Here is a 13,996-nt window from a genome sequence, read left to right on the forward strand (position 1 = left end):
AAGTGTGTCTATTCTTAAATGCTATTTTCACCTTTGTAGGCGAGAATTCATTTTTGCCAAACGTCACTTGGATATATTGATTTCAAAAAAATGTTTATCGTTAATTATTAATTTTTCTACAATAGTTTAAATATATATTTCTCAACTAAAACATGAATAACTTAAAGTTTAGACTTGTATTCCTATATATTTGCAAGGAATAATTGTAAGAGATATAATCAACTTAAAATTATAAGTATATAATACTTATAGGATTAGGGGGGTTTTTATGAGGGCTATTGATTTGTATTATAAATTAGAAAAGGACTTTATAACAAATGAGATGAATGATACTTGGGCAATTTTTATGACAAAATTAGATTGTTATCTTTCTAAAAATTTTAAGGAAAGAAGTATGGGGTTAGTTTGTGATTTCACAAATGAAATTGAAAAGGTGTATTGTGCTGTTTTCCCTACTAAAGAAGTTTTAAAGAGTATAATTGATGATGGTGTTAAAAACTCAATGTTGTTTTTACATCATCCTTCTATTTGGGATATTAGAGGAGAAAAGTCATTTTATCAAATGGATAAAGAACTAATAGAAAAATTTAAAGAAAATAAGATATCGATATATAATTTACATGTGCCATTAGATAATTTTGGTGAATATTCAACAAGTAAAACTTTAGCTGATATTTTGGATATAGAAATTGAAAAACCATTTAAAAACTATTGTGGAGCCTTAAGTGGTGTAATTGGTAAAACAGCATGTAAAACCATGGAAGAACTGCATAATAAGTTTTCCAAGGTTTTAGGTCATGATACAAAACTTTATTTGTATGGAAACAACCATATAAAAGATGAAAGAGTAGCAATTATAGCAGGTGGGGGAAATAGCATAGAAACTGCTAAAGAAATGATTGAAAATAATGTAAATATTCTTATCACAGGTGTTTCTATAAATAACAAAAAATATTCAGAAGTTCATGAGTTTGAAGAAAAAAATCATATTAATATTTTGGGAGGAACACATTATTCTACAGAAAAATTTGCATGTCAAAAGATGTGTATATATTTTCAAAACCTTGGAATTCCATCTTGTTTTATTGAAGGAGAACCAGTATATGAGGATATGTAAGTTATAAAAATTTTATAAAATAAATATAATAATTTAATGAAAGAAAAAAATTTTTCAATTGATAAATTTGTTATTTAAGCATCACATAAAAACGTAGCTTTTAAGTATTTCCATCTTAGATATTAGGAACAAAGTGAGTAATAACTACCATAACTTTTCACTCTTACTTCTTAATTGGTTCCCAACATTAAAATAGAATTAATATGTGATTTTAGTCCTATCATTTTATACAGATATTACTTTAAATTTGTACTTGGAACATTATATCCTTTTACAATAAAAATTATAATTGTGATATAATTGAAATTATACTGTAATGTGGAGTGAGTATATAAAGGGGAGAAGTTTATGAAAAAACAAAGTGATATTAATAAAAGAGCATGGAATTATAGGGCAAATGAGCATTGGATAAAAGATTTAGGAAACCCAGATAAGGTTGCTATTGATATGGTTAATGATCCTAATAAATATTTAAGAAGACACATTGAATTTTTAGGAGATGTTAAAGATAAGAAGATTGTTAATATACTTGGTTCTTGTGGTAAGAAAGCAGTACCACTTGCAGTACTTGGAGCAGATGTTACAGTTATAGATATATCAAGTGAAAATAGAAATTATGCAATGGAAGTTTCAAAAAATGCAAAGGTAGATTTAACATATATAGTGTCTGATTTTTTAGAAGTTGATATAAAGAATATTAAAAATAGCTTTGATATTGCATATATGGAAGGTGGAATACTGCATTATTTTTCAGAATTAAATGATTTTTCAAGAAAAGTGTATGATATGTTAAAGGTAGGAGGAAAGTTAATTTTAAATGATTTTCATCCTATAAGAAAGATATTTAAAGACAGAGATATCTTTGTAAATAATGCTGATAGCTTAGATGTAGTAGGTGATTACTTTGAAAATGATTTACATGAGGCAGAAGTAGCTTATGAAAAACTAATGGAAATTAATTGTGAAGAGCAATTCCCTAAGTGCTTATTAAGATACTGGACCATGGGAGAAATAATAACATCATTTGCAGAGGCTGGATTTGTTATTGAAAAACTTATTGAAGGACCTAGATTTGATGAACATAAAAACATACCGGGTGAATTTACATTAGTTGCACATAAAAATGAATTATAGGGTGCAAAAATGAAGAGGTTAAAAGTAGTAATAATTATTTTAGTCATAGCTCTTATAGCTAATGCGGTATTATGTTTATTTAAAGTCATTGACTCTAAAATAGGTATGTCAATTTCATTATTAATGCTAGGTGTATTAAATATAATTTATGCATATAATTCTTTTAAAAATGAAAAGAAAATGGATGCTATTTTGTTTTTAATGAGTTCAATATTTGTTATATTTGTTGGTTTATATACAATGTATTTATACAAAAGTGTAGGTTAAGCAAAAAAATAAGCTAATTTTTTATATTAGCTTATTTTTTTATATAGAAATTTTAATTTAAGATAAGAGAAGTTGTTTTAAAAATTGTAAGTAATATATTTTAAACTTTATGTGAAAAATCAAATAAAATATAAAAAATAATTTGAATTTTCTTAAAATTAATTTAAAATACTATTATAGGAATTTTTTATAAAAGCTTAAATTAATATTAGAAAGGGTAATTGATGAATGGAGAAACTTTTATATAAAGAGTTAAGTTTCAAATTAGATGAAATAAATATTAGTGATGTAGTTAATTTTATTTTAGAGCATTATAAATTAAGTGCAAAAGATGAATTAATAATAATTAATGTAGGTACTGATAAATGTGTTGGAGATAGTTTTGCTCCAATGCTTGGAAGCTATATGGAAGAACATAATATGAGTATTAAATTTTATGGAACTTTAGATGATCCTATTCATGCAAAAAACTTTAGAGAAAAAATTGATTATATAGATAAACATCATGAAAATGCTTTTGTAATAGTTATAGATGCATGTCTCTGTGATGATGAATGTGATATTGGAAAAGTATATGTTAGAAATAAAGCTATTTCACCTAGAAAAGGACTAAGAAGTAGTTTGCCTTCTATTGGGGATATATCAATATTATATATAGTTAACGAAGAAGGGTATAACCCATTTTTTCAATTAAATAATGTAGACATAAAATATATAAATAGAGGAGTAGAAGAGATATATAAAATTATAGAGAAATTAGAAATGTTAATGTAAATAGTAATTTTATATGAGAAAAATTAAGAGGTATAAAAATGTTGAAACTTAATACAAAAAGATTGGATATTTTAGCTTTAAATGAAGAACATTTAAGATTGTGTATAAATGATTTTAAGAAGTTTGAGAAAAATATAGGATTAAGTTGTTCTGAAAAGAATATAGAAGATAAAGATAGAAATGTTTTTTTAATAAGGCTAAAAAATGTAGTTAAAAATAATGAAGAATATATGTGGTACACAACATGGATTATAATATCTAAATATGAAAATAAATATATTGGACATTTGATGATAAAAGGATATCCAGATGAAAATGGTGAAGTGTTAATTGGATACGTTATAAGAAAAGAATATAGAAGACAAGGGTACATGGAAGAAGTTTTAAAATGTATCATAGAATGGATATTTTTAAATAATGATGTTAAAAGTGTAATTGCAGATACGGTAAAAAGTAATATTCCATCTCAAAATTTATTAAAGAAATTAGGTATGACTTTGTATAAGGAAGATGAGGAGTGTTTTTGGTGGCGATTAGACAAATTATAAAATTAGACTATTAAATTATTTGTTATGTTGAAATAAAAATACAATTTTTTCATATTAAAGCAATAAAATCAGTTATGGTTTTATTGCTTTTTATAATATTATAAAAAATTATAAGAAATTCTTATCTATTAGAAATATTTATAATTATAGAAAGTGTTATAGGAGGGTGCTAACATATAAAGGATGTAGAGTAAAAAATATTAAAATAAATATTTTTTAAGAAAGGGGTTTTAAAATTGATTAGAGAAGAAATGACACCAAAGGAAAGAATGATAGCATTCTCTAAAGGACAGGAAATTGATAGAGTTATATGCGTTCCAGATATGGGAGTTACAATGACACCATTTACTGGAGTTAAAGCAAGTGATTATTATCACTCAGCAGAGCTTATGGCCGATTTAGAAATAGCATTGTTTAAAAGATTACGTCATGATGGAGTAGGAATATCTACAAGTCTTAGAGGTGTTGCAGAAGCAATGGGTGCAAAAGTTGGGTATCCTGAATATGGAATTTCTTACTTAATAGAACCAGCTATTAAATCTGTAGATGAAATAGAATCACTTAAAATAATTAATCCATTAAAAGATGGAAATTTACCTACTTTACTTAAAGCATTGACTCTAACAAGAGATGCACTTATAGATGAAGTTGATGTTAGTGCAGCAATGTCAGGTCCTTTTAGTGTGGCAGCATCTGTAGTAGGAACAGAAAATTTATTAAAATGGATGATTAAATATCCTAAAAAAGTTCACACTTTAATGGATATAATTGCAGAGTGCAATAATAAATACATTGAAGAGGTAGCTAAACTTGGTTTATCTATAGGATTTGCAGATCCAGTATCATCTACTAGTTTAATAAGTGCAAAGCAATTTAGAGAATTTTCATTACCAGCATTAAAAAAGAATATTGATAAAATAAAAGAAACAACAGGCAGTGCACCAGGAATACATATTTGTGGTAAAAGTAAAGAAATTTGGGAAGATGTTGTTAATGCAGGAGTTTCAAACTTTAGTATAGATAATGTAGAAGATTTAGAAGAAGCTAAAAATATGATAGGGGATAGAGTAGTTATAACAGGAAATGTTCCACCTGTAGATGCGGTACACTCAGGTACTAAGGAAGAAATTTTTGAAGCAGTTAAAACATGTATTAGAAAAGGTCATGATTCTAAAAAAGGATATGTTTTAAGTACAGGCTGTCAAATTCCAATGCATACACCAATTGAAAATATTGAAATGTTTATGGATGCGGCTAAAAAGTATGGAAAATATCCTATAGATATAAATTTACTAAATGAGTAAATGACTTAAAGGAAAATAGGGATTTAAAAAGGATGAGCTACTGTAATTAATGAATGTCATTAATTACACAAGGGGGAAAATAAAATGAAAAATAATGAAAAAAAGGGGAATGGATTAGCACTTATACCATTTGTTGTATTTGTTTTAGTATATTTATCATCGGGGATTATACTTTCTATAAAAGGTGAGGAAATGGCATTTTATCAATTTCCAGCACCAATAGCAGCAATCATAGGAATAATAGTTGCATTTATACTTATAAAAGGAAATTTAGATAGTAAGTTTGATACATTTATAAAAGGTTGTGGAGATGACAATATAATTATTATGTGTATCATATATTTATTAGCAGGAGGATTCTCAGCAGTTTCAAAAGCTATGGGTGGTGTTGATGCTACAGTAAATTTAGGATTAACTTTAATACCAGCACAATTTATAATAGTTGGTATATTTATAATAGGAGCTTTTATAGCTATTTCAACAGGAACATCTGTAGGAACTATTGTTGCTGTAGCACCTATAGCTGTTGAACTTGTTGAAAAGGCTGGGCTGAATATGCCATTAGCATTAGGAGCATTGGTTGGTGGAGCAATGCTTGGAGATAATCTATCTATTATATCAGATACAACTATAGCAGCAACAAGAACTCAAGGTGTATCAATGAAAGATAAGTTTAGGGTTAACTTAGGATTTGTATTACCGGCAGCAATAGTTACAATAATATTTTTATTCATATTTGGTAAACCAGTAACTACACCACAAATTGAAAGTCATGCATTTAACTTAATAAAAATAGTTCCATATATGTTTGTTTTGATTATGGCATTAGCAGGGAAAAATGTATTTGCTGTTTTAACTGGAGGAATTATTCTTTCAGGAGCTATTGGAATGTTCTATGGAAGTTTTTCATTTTTAGGTTTTGTTAAAGAAATATATGCAGGATTCACAGGTATGTTTGATATATTTGTGTTATCTTTATTAACTGGTGGACTTGCAAACATGGTATCTAAAGGTGGCGGACTTGACTATTTATTATATAAAATAAACAAGAGAATAAAAGGTGAAAAATCTGCTCAAATAGGAATTAGTGCACTAGTAGCACTTACTGATGCAGCAACAGCAAACAATACTGTATCTATTATTGTAAGTGGAGAACTTTCAAAGAAATTATCAAAAGAACATAATATAGATCCAAGAAAAACAGCGTCATTACTAGATGCATTTTCTTGTATAATGCAAGGACTTATACCATATGGAGCACAACTGCTTATAGCTGGAAGTTTTTCAAATGGAATGGTAAGTCCAGTTCAAATAGTTCCATATATGTGGTATTCATTTGTATTAATAGTATTTGCAGTTTTATCAATAATGACTCCTTTAGGAAATGGATATATAAAAAAACATCCTTGGAATTTTAATGAAAATTCAAGTGGAATATCTAATGAGTTAGATGCTTAAAATTATTTTTATAGGGTTTCAATTTGAAAAATGAAATTATTAATATATCAAATGAAAACAAAGTTATTAAAGGAATCAGTAATTATTTAAAACGGTATTCATAAAAATTTTCTAAATCAATTTTTAAAGAAATACTTATGTAAATAATTTCTGGTTATTGATGAAGAAACAGTTTTTATTTGATAAATGTGTTATTTAAAATTTGAACCATATACTAATAATATAGTTTTTTATAAAGAAGTTTAAATTTATGTAAAGTAAAAAAACAAGTTAAATATTAATATTTAACTTGTTTTTTATACCTAAAAACCTTTCTTTTTAGCAATAATTCCGCTTTCGTTTGTTCCAGGTTCTTCAATTGTGGTATTAAAACTACTATTAGCATATTGATGTTGAGTTTTATTACCGTTTTTTAAGTAATTTTCTTTAGTGTATTCTTTTTGATTTTTATCTTTCATATTTAAAAGTCCTTTCTTAAAGTTTTAAATAAATATTTAATTTATAAACTTAGTATGCTACAAAAGGCTTTTACTATACAAAAGTTATATTAAGTATTTAATGTAGTTACATTATTATTTGTTTTTCCTCGTTTAAATGATATTTCCGCTTTTCCAGTGTGAAGTTGCCACATATACCAAAATAAATAAGGTATAATTAGTATAAAGTTTAGAATGCCCCAGTATTTTGCAAAACTTGCATTATACCATGTTGATGCATCCATTACTTTTAAGAACATTGTTCCAAAACAAGAACGTAAAATCATATGAGTTGCTAAAGTGTAAACTCGTGACATAATATACAATTCAGGTTTCTTCTTGAAAATAGGATATAGTTCTGCAGCCATTAAAATACAGATTGTACTAGCAAAGTAATTAGGACTTTCACCATATACAAAACATAAATTCCAAGTAGTATATAAGAAATTCCAGCCTACAGTTGTGTAACATATTAAATCACCTTCACCAGTTTTTGAATACTCCCAAAACTTAGGTGCAAAAGGGATAGTTGCACATAGTAAAAAACCACAAGCTGCATTAGCATAGTTTCCTAAACTTACATCTTTTAATGTTGCTTCTAGTATATTTAAAAATAGTATTCCATAAACGAACCAAAGAATCCAACCTTTTTGAAAGAACTCCCAAAATGAACCTTTTCTTTCTTCAAAGTTAGCAATTCTGCAAAAACCAACTACAATTGTAGGTAATATAACACTTAATATTTTTGCCCAACGGAACCAACCACTAACACCACCCATTAACCAAAGTGGGAATGTTAACAAAGAACAAATCCAAACAATATTTGCAAGTTTGTATTTCTTCCTCAGTAATTCTGTTATGCATAGCAATACTACAAAGTATGTAAGCATAGATAAAGCATATTTCCAAATAGGAATGCTCATTTATAACACCTCTTTTCTATATAAAATAAGTATAGGTTCATCCTATTAATATAGAATAAATTGGATTACATAATTATGTCAAGAATTAAAATAAGACAATTTTTTTATAAGATAAAATTTTATTCTTAAATTAGTTGCAATGACAACTAATTAGTGATAATATAGTTGTTGGCGCAACTATATTATAAATATTTAGAAGGTGAATTTTATGAATATAAATGATATAGAAATAACTGATTGTGACTCTATAGGTAGATATGTAGCAGAAATATATAGAACTCAAATTATGTTCTATTCTAAAAAATTTGCTAAGTTTAATATTGGAGCAGGACAATATTTATTTCTACTATTTTTATATAGAAATGACAATATAACTCAAGAACAGCTGACTGATGAAGTTAGAGTTGATAAAGGAACTACAGCAAGAGCTATTAAGAAACTTGAAGAAGAAGGATATGTTATAAGGACTAGGAAAGAAGATGATAAACGTTCATATAATTTAAGATTAACGAAAAAAGCTCATGATATAGAAAATGAGTTTTTTCATGTTTTAAATGATTGGAAAGAACTTATAAGTAAAACAATAACAAAAGAAGAGTCAGATATTACTTTAAAAGTATTAAAGAAAATAGTTTTAAGTGATTGGTTTATGAAGGGAGAGTTTGAAGAATGAATCATCAAAAAAGATTAGGTGAAGAAAAAGTATCTAAATTGCTTTTAGAATTTTCAGTTCCAGCAATTATAGGAATGGTTGTAAATACTCTGTATAACATAATTGACAGAATGTATATAGGACATATACCTAAGGTTGGAAACTTAGCACTTACAGGTGTAGGAATTACACTACCAATTATGACAATAATATTAGCATTTGGTATGCTTGTTGGTATAGGAACTTCAGCAAAAATATCAATAAAGCTTGGACAAAACGAAAGAGAAAGTGCAGAAAATCATTTAGGAAATGCATTTACATTATTACTAATAATAAGTATTTTAATATCAATTATAGGACTTGTGTTTATTGATCCTTTATTAAATATATTTGGAGCTAGTAAAGATACATTTGTTTATGCAAAAGATTATGTACAAATAATCTTTATGGGAACTATATTTAACATGTTAAGCTTTGGTCTTAATCACTCAATAAGAAGTGATGGTAGCCCAAAAGTTGCAATGGGTTCTATGCTTATAGGAGCTATAACAAATATAGTTTTAGACCCTATATTTATATTTGCATTAGATATGGGAGTTAGAGGTGGAGCTATAGCAACAGTTATATCTCAAATTGTTTCAACTATATGGATATTATATTACTTTACAAAGGGTAAGAGCGTACTTAAAATTAAGAAAAAATATATGATATTAAGAAAAGAAGTTGTATTAAGTATATTTGCCATTGGAATGAGTCCATTTAGTATGCAAATTGCACAAAGTATTGTTCAATTAATAGCTAACAATTCATTAAAAACATACGGTGGAGATAATGCAATTGGTGCTATGGCTATAATTTCAAGTATTTCAATGATATTTATGATGCCTGTATTTGGAATAAATCAAGGCTCACAACCTATAATAGGATTTAACTATGGTGCTAAAAAGTATAAAAGAGCTAAGATGGCAGTTAAATATGCTGTTTTAGCAGCAACAACTATTGTTACAATTGGATTTTTAGCAGTTGAACTTGCACCAAAAATGTTAATATCAATGTTTAATAGCGACCCAGAACTTGTTGAAATGGGTGTACATGGAATAAGAATATTCCTTATGATGTTGCCAGTTATAGGATTCCAAGTAGTTAGTTCTAACTTTTTTCAATCAATTGGTAAAGCGAAAATATCTATGTTCTTAAGTTTATTAAGACAAGTTATAATATTAATACCATGTATGTTAATATTACCAAGATTTAAAGGACTTACAGGAGTATGGTTATCTGGAGCAGTAGCAGATGGATTATCAGCACTTATAACTGCGGTAATATTTATAAAAACAATTAGATCTTTAAAAGATGAAAATGGTAATGAAATTGAAGAAGGTAAAATTGCATTAGAAACAAAATAATTTATTTTTGAAATGGTATATCACAAGATGGTATATCATTTTTTTTTATAGTAAATTATTTTTGGTCAAAAAGTGTTAAAGGTAATTTAAACTTTCATGTAGAATATACAATTAAAAGGGTTTTAAAGGAGTGGATATGGAGGATTTAAATAATGGATATGCAAAAGCGATTAGGTGAAGAGAAAATATATAAGTTATTATTAGAGTTTTCAATCCCAGCAATAGTGGGGATGATTGTAAATACTTTATATAATATAGTAGATAGAATGTATATAGGTCATATAAAAGGAATTGGCAACTTAGCATTAAGCGGTGTTGGCATAGCAATGCCAATAGTTACAGTAGTGTCTGCTTTTAGCATGATGGTTGGAATAGGTACTTCCTATAAAATATCAATAAAATTAGGCGAAAATGACAAAGAAAGTGCAGAAAATCATTTAGGCAATGCAGTAACATTGTTATTATTACTAAGTTTTTTAGCATCAGTTGTAGGGCTTGTATTTATTGACCCTATATTAAATATATTTGGTGCTAGTAAAAATACAATTGGATTTGCTAGAGATTATATAGAAATAATATTTATAGGAACTGTATTTAATATGTTAAGTTTTGGGTTAAATCACTCAATAAGAAGCGATGGTAGTCCAAAGACAGCTATGTTTTCTATGTTAATAGGAGCCATAGCCAACATCATATTAGATCCAATATTTATATTTGTATTAGATATGGGTGTTAGGGGTGCTGCAATAGCAACAATTATAGCACGGTCTATTTCTACAATATGGATTTTATATTATTTTACTAAAGGAAAAAGTATACTTAAAATTAAGAAAAGTAATATGAAATTAAAAAAAGAAGTTGTAATAAGTATAATTACTATAGGAATGGTGCCATTTTGTATACAAATTTCACAGGGATTTGTGCAATTAATATCAAATAATGCATTAAAAACTTATGGGGGAGATAATGCAATAGCAGCTATGGCTATAATTTCAAGTATTTCAATGATATTTATGATGCCTGTATTTGGTATAAATCAAGGCTCACAACCTATAATAGGATTTAATTATGGCGCTAAAAATTATGAGAGAGTTAAAGAAACAGTAAAATATGGAGTAATAGTAGCAACTATTATTCTTATGTTAGGATTTTTAATTATTCAGCTTATACCTAAAGTACTTATATCAATGTTTAATGATAATTCTGAGCTTATAAATACAACTGTAAAGGGTATAAAAATATATCTTATGATGATGCCATTAGTTGGCTTTCAAGTAATCATATCTAATTTATTTCAAGCAATTGGTAAAGTGAAAATAGCTATGGTTTTAAGTTTATTAAGGCAAGTAATTATATTGATACCATGTATGATAATAGTTCCTAAGTTTAAAGGAATTACAGGAGTATGGCTATCAGGAGCTATATCAGATGGACTTTCAGCCGTAATAACAGCTATTATACTTGTAAAAACAATTAAAAACATGAAAAAGAAAATAATCTTGTAAATATTACATTTTAACGTTGTATTTACAAGGTTATTTGAATTATAAATTAGACTAAAATATGTTTACCTAATTCAAATGCTTCATTAAGTTTGTCTTGTTTTTTTATAAGATCATTTTTAGTGTTTACACCTTCTATAGTAAATCTTTTAATTGGTTTTATGCCTAGGTGACCATAGTAATGTTCTATAGCGTTAATTAAATGTATATTTTCTTCAACATGGCTACCTGCTCTAATTGAAACAGAAATTCCAAGTTTTCCTTTAGGAACTAATGTTTCACCATTTGTATCACAAAGTGGAGTAGAGCGATCAAAAAAAACTTTTAATTGTCCAGTAACATCACCCCAGTATGAAGATGATGCAATTATAACAATATCTGAATCATATAAATCCGCAAAGATTTTATCCATATCATCAGTTTGAATGCATTTTCTTGTTTCATGACATAAATTACAACCCTTACAATAATTTATGTTCATTTCCCCAAGAACATATTTTTTTGTTTCAATGTTATTAACTTTAAGACCTTCTATAATTTTATCAGATACATATGATGTACTTCCATTAGAGTTTGGACTTCCAACTATACATATTGCTTTCATAAATAAATCCCCCTAATTATTTTTATTTTGTATATCATAACATAAATGTATTTAAAATACATGAAAAATCCAAAGTTACATAAATGTAATTTTAAATTAGATATATGTTAGACAAATGAATGGTACATTTATAAATTTTTATTTAATATAAGGTATATGAAAATAATTAGATTTTTAGTCAATAATTTAATAGGGCAAACAGTTAAGAATTAAAATCACAAGTACAGAGATTTAAGATAGGTTGTCTAGTTTAAAGTGCAGGTAAAACTTAATGAAGATTTAATTCTATAGTGAAACAAGCTCGAATTCAAAACTCTTTTTAAAGCTGTAAATATATTGATTTCAAAAGAATACTTATTATAAAATGATTCCGAGCTAGTCTCACTCTTAAGGGTATCCAAGTTGAAACTTTAAGTTATTTATGTTTCAGCTGAGAATTCTAATTAATTTAATTGAAAATGGAAAATTGAAAATTGAAAGTGAATGTAAAAATTGGACTTCCAATTTTAAAGAATGATTTTTTATTAAATTTGCAGAGCAAATTAGTTGAAAACAATATAAAAACGTAGTTTTTAAGCATTTCTATTTTTAGATATTAAAAGCGAAGTGAGTAATACCAACTATAACTTTTCACTTTTCACTCTTAACTCTTACTTGGTTCCAAATATAAAAATAAACTGTAAGATTAGTACTATCATTTGAGAAAGACATTACTTTAAATTTGAACTTGGAACCCTAGATATAAGAAATGGAATAAAATATCAATAATTGTCATGTAAACTTATATGTGATAAAATAATGGTTGTTGTACTTAATTTGATGGTGATGGGAGTGGTTACATAGGATATATAGTGTCAAAATAACTTAGATTTATATTAATTTAGATATATATTGTTAATGATTTAGAAAGAAAGAGTGATTTATAATGGGATTAGATATTTTATTTATTTTTAAAGCAATTATAGTCGCAATAGTAGAAGGATTAACGGAATTTATTCCAGTATCATCTACAGGACATATGATTTTAGTAGGAAGTGCTATTAATTTTCACGGTGAATTTGCAAAAATGTTTGAAGTTGTAATTCAGCTTGGAGCAATACTTGCAGTAGTTGTGCTATATTGGAAAAAAATAAAAGACAGTGTAATCGAGTTTTTTAAATATATTTTTACAAAAGGTAAACAAGGAAGAACAGGTTTTAAATTTGGAATAAATGTAATAGTAGGTTCTATTCCAGCAGGTATAGTTGGTGTTTTATTTTATAGTGATATAAAGAAACTATTTAAACCAGAAGCTGTAATTGTAGGCTTTATAGTTGGTGGTATATTATTATTAGTTATAGAAAACATGTTTAGAAAGAAAAAACATGCTACAAGAGATATAGATAATATAAGCTACATGCAATCATTAAAAGTTGGTATATTCCAAGTGTTATCTATGTGGCCAGGGATGTCAAGAAGTGCATCTACAATAATGGGTGGATGGATTGCAGGACTTTCAACACCAATAGCAGCAGAATTTTCATTTTTCTTAGCAATTCCAGCAATGATAGGATCATCAGGAAAAGATTTATTTGAATTTGACTTTTCTATAATGACTCCAACATTATGGATAGCTCTTATAATTGGATTTATCGTTGCATTCATAGTATCAATAATAGTTATGGATAAGTTTGTAACATTCTTAAAGAAAAGACCAATGAGAATATTTGCTATATACAGAGTAGCAGCAGGAGTTTTACTTGCAATACTAGTATTTACAAAAGTAATAACATTAAGTGCATAACAAATGATTTAAAGAGAGAACAAAATACTGTTCTCTCTTAATTTTTAT

14 protein-coding genes are annotated in these 13,996 nt (G+C 26.9%); 11 read left to right on the plus strand and 3 right to left on the minus strand.

The features are described 5' to 3' along the window. Positions 1–268 precede the first annotated feature (268 nt). The 7 genes from AC07E4_RS09000 to AC07E4_RS09030 all read left to right on the plus strand — a co-directional run bounded on the left by AC07E4_RS09000 (position 269) and on the right by AC07E4_RS09030 (position 6,602). Positions 269–1,117 carry a Nif3-like dinuclear metal center hexameric protein gene (locus AC07E4_RS09000; RefSeq protein WP_478216188.1) on the plus strand — a complete coding sequence of 283 codons (849 nt, stop codon included), beginning with the start codon at positions 269–271 and terminating at the stop codon, positions 1,115–1,117. Positions 1,118–1,465: 348 nt separating this feature from the next. After that, positions 1,466–2,251 (plus strand): class I SAM-dependent methyltransferase, encoded by a 786-nt coding sequence (locus AC07E4_RS09005; protein WP_040327287.1) that lies wholly within the window; start codon positions 1,466–1,468, stop codon positions 2,249–2,251. A 9-nt stretch (positions 2,252–2,260) separates the two neighbouring features. Next, positions 2,261–2,518 carry a hypothetical protein gene (locus AC07E4_RS09010; RefSeq protein WP_040327288.1) on the plus strand — a complete coding sequence of 86 codons (258 nt, stop codon included), beginning with the start codon at positions 2,261–2,263 and terminating at the stop codon, positions 2,516–2,518. 228 nt (positions 2,519–2,746) lie between these two features. Continuing rightward, positions 2,747–3,292, plus strand: a complete 546-nt coding sequence (gene yyaC / locus AC07E4_RS09015; RefSeq protein ID WP_478216189.1) for a spore protease YyaC — start codon at positions 2,747–2,749, stop codon at positions 3,290–3,292. Positions 3,293–3,330: 38 nt separating this feature from the next. Continuing rightward, positions 3,331–3,840 (plus strand): GNAT family N-acetyltransferase, encoded by a 510-nt coding sequence (locus AC07E4_RS09020; protein WP_478216190.1) that lies wholly within the window; start codon positions 3,331–3,333, stop codon positions 3,838–3,840. 236 nt (positions 3,841–4,076) lie between these two features. Then, the gene (locus tag AC07E4_RS09025; RefSeq protein ID WP_040327289.1) at positions 4,077–5,144 is read left to right on the plus strand and encodes a methylcobamide--CoM methyltransferase; all 1,068 of its coding nucleotides are present in this window, start codon (positions 4,077–4,079) and stop codon (positions 5,142–5,144) included. Between the two features lie 84 nt (positions 5,145–5,228). Next, positions 5,229–6,602 carry a Na+/H+ antiporter NhaC family protein gene (locus AC07E4_RS09030; RefSeq protein ID WP_051540107.1) on the plus strand — a complete coding sequence of 458 codons (1,374 nt, stop codon included), beginning with the start codon at positions 5,229–5,231 and terminating at the stop codon, positions 6,600–6,602. 302 nt (positions 6,603–6,904) lie between these two features. Here the strand turns inward: AC07E4_RS09030 and AC07E4_RS09035 are convergent, their stop codons facing one another. Beyond that, the gene (locus AC07E4_RS09035) at positions 6,905–7,060 is read right to left on the minus strand and encodes a hypothetical protein (RefSeq protein ID WP_187372128.1); all 156 of its coding nucleotides are present in this window, start codon (positions 7,058–7,060) and stop codon (positions 6,905–6,907) included. Positions 7,061–7,149: 89 nt separating this feature from the next. Continuing rightward, a complete protein-coding gene (locus tag AC07E4_RS09040) occupies positions 7,150–8,001 on the minus strand; it encodes a hypothetical protein (protein ID WP_478216191.1) in 852 nt (283 codons plus the stop codon). Positions 8,002–8,209: 208 nt separating this feature from the next. Here AC07E4_RS09040 and AC07E4_RS09045 point away from each other — a divergent pair, with 208 nt between their 5' ends. The 3 genes from AC07E4_RS09045 (at position 8,210) to AC07E4_RS09055 (ending at position 11,564) form a co-directional block, all read left to right on the plus strand. Beyond that, a complete protein-coding gene (locus tag AC07E4_RS09045; RefSeq protein ID WP_051540110.1) occupies positions 8,210–8,674 on the plus strand; it encodes a MarR family winged helix-turn-helix transcriptional regulator in 465 nt (154 codons plus the stop codon). After that, a complete protein-coding gene (locus tag AC07E4_RS09050; RefSeq protein WP_040327290.1) occupies positions 8,671–10,059 on the plus strand; it encodes an MATE family efflux transporter in 1,389 nt (462 codons plus the stop codon). Before AC07E4_RS09045 ends, AC07E4_RS09050 begins: the two co-directional genes overlap by 4 nt. 152 nt (positions 10,060–10,211) lie before the next feature. Further along, entirely contained in the window at positions 10,212–11,564 is a 1,353-nt protein-coding gene (locus AC07E4_RS09055) for an MATE family efflux transporter (protein WP_478216192.1), read from the plus strand. 46 nt (positions 11,565–11,610) lie between these two features. On the opposite strand, the gene AC07E4_RS09060 is transcribed toward AC07E4_RS09055, so the two are convergent. Beyond that, complete coding sequence (locus AC07E4_RS09060) at positions 11,611–12,165, minus strand: flavodoxin family protein (protein WP_478216193.1); 555 nt, start codon at positions 12,163–12,165, stop codon at positions 11,611–11,613. A gap of 925 nt (positions 12,166–13,090) precedes the next feature. Here AC07E4_RS09060 and AC07E4_RS09065 point away from each other — a divergent pair. Next, entirely contained in the window at positions 13,091–13,948 is an 858-nt protein-coding gene (locus AC07E4_RS09065; RefSeq protein ID WP_040327292.1) for an undecaprenyl-diphosphate phosphatase, read from the plus strand. Positions 13,949–13,996: the final 48 nt, after the last annotated feature.

The organism is Clostridium amazonense, assembly GCF_056431285.1.

Bases quoted from the DNA above. Each gene is read 5' to 3' on its own strand.
- AC07E4_RS09000 (WP_478216188.1), top strand. From the start codon at position 269: ATGAGGGCTATTGATTTGTATTATAAATTAGAAAAGGACTTTATAACA.
- AC07E4_RS09005 (WP_040327287.1), top strand. From the start codon at position 1,466: ATGAAAAAACAAAGTGATATTAATAAAAGAGCATGGAATTATAGGGCA.
- AC07E4_RS09010 (WP_040327288.1), top strand. From the start codon at position 2,261: ATGAAGAGGTTAAAAGTAGTAATAATTATTTTAGTCATAGCTCTTATA.
- yyaC (WP_478216189.1), top strand. From the start codon at position 2,747: ATGGAGAAACTTTTATATAAAGAGTTAAGTTTCAAATTAGATGAAATA.
- AC07E4_RS09020 (WP_478216190.1), top strand. From the start codon at position 3,331: ATGTTGAAACTTAATACAAAAAGATTGGATATTTTAGCTTTAAATGAA.
- AC07E4_RS09030 (WP_051540107.1), top strand. From the start codon at position 5,229: ATGAAAAATAATGAAAAAAAGGGGAATGGATTAGCACTTATACCATTT.
- AC07E4_RS09035 (WP_187372128.1), bottom strand. From the start codon at position 7,060: ATGAAAGATAAAAATCAAAAAGAATACACTAAAGAAAATTACTTAAAA.
- AC07E4_RS09040 (WP_478216191.1), bottom strand. From the start codon at position 8,001: ATGAGCATTCCTATTTGGAAATATGCTTTATCTATGCTTACATACTTT.
- AC07E4_RS09045 (WP_051540110.1), top strand. From the start codon at position 8,210: ATGAATATAAATGATATAGAAATAACTGATTGTGACTCTATAGGTAGA.
- AC07E4_RS09050 (WP_040327290.1), top strand. From the start codon at position 8,671: ATGAATCATCAAAAAAGATTAGGTGAAGAAAAAGTATCTAAATTGCTT.
- AC07E4_RS09055 (WP_478216192.1), top strand. From the start codon at position 10,212: ATGGATATGCAAAAGCGATTAGGTGAAGAGAAAATATATAAGTTATTA.
- AC07E4_RS09060 (WP_478216193.1), bottom strand. From the start codon at position 12,165: ATGAAAGCAATATGTATAGTTGGAAGTCCAAACTCTAATGGAAGTACA.
- AC07E4_RS09065 (WP_040327292.1), top strand. From the start codon at position 13,091: ATGGGATTAGATATTTTATTTATTTTTAAAGCAATTATAGTCGCAATA.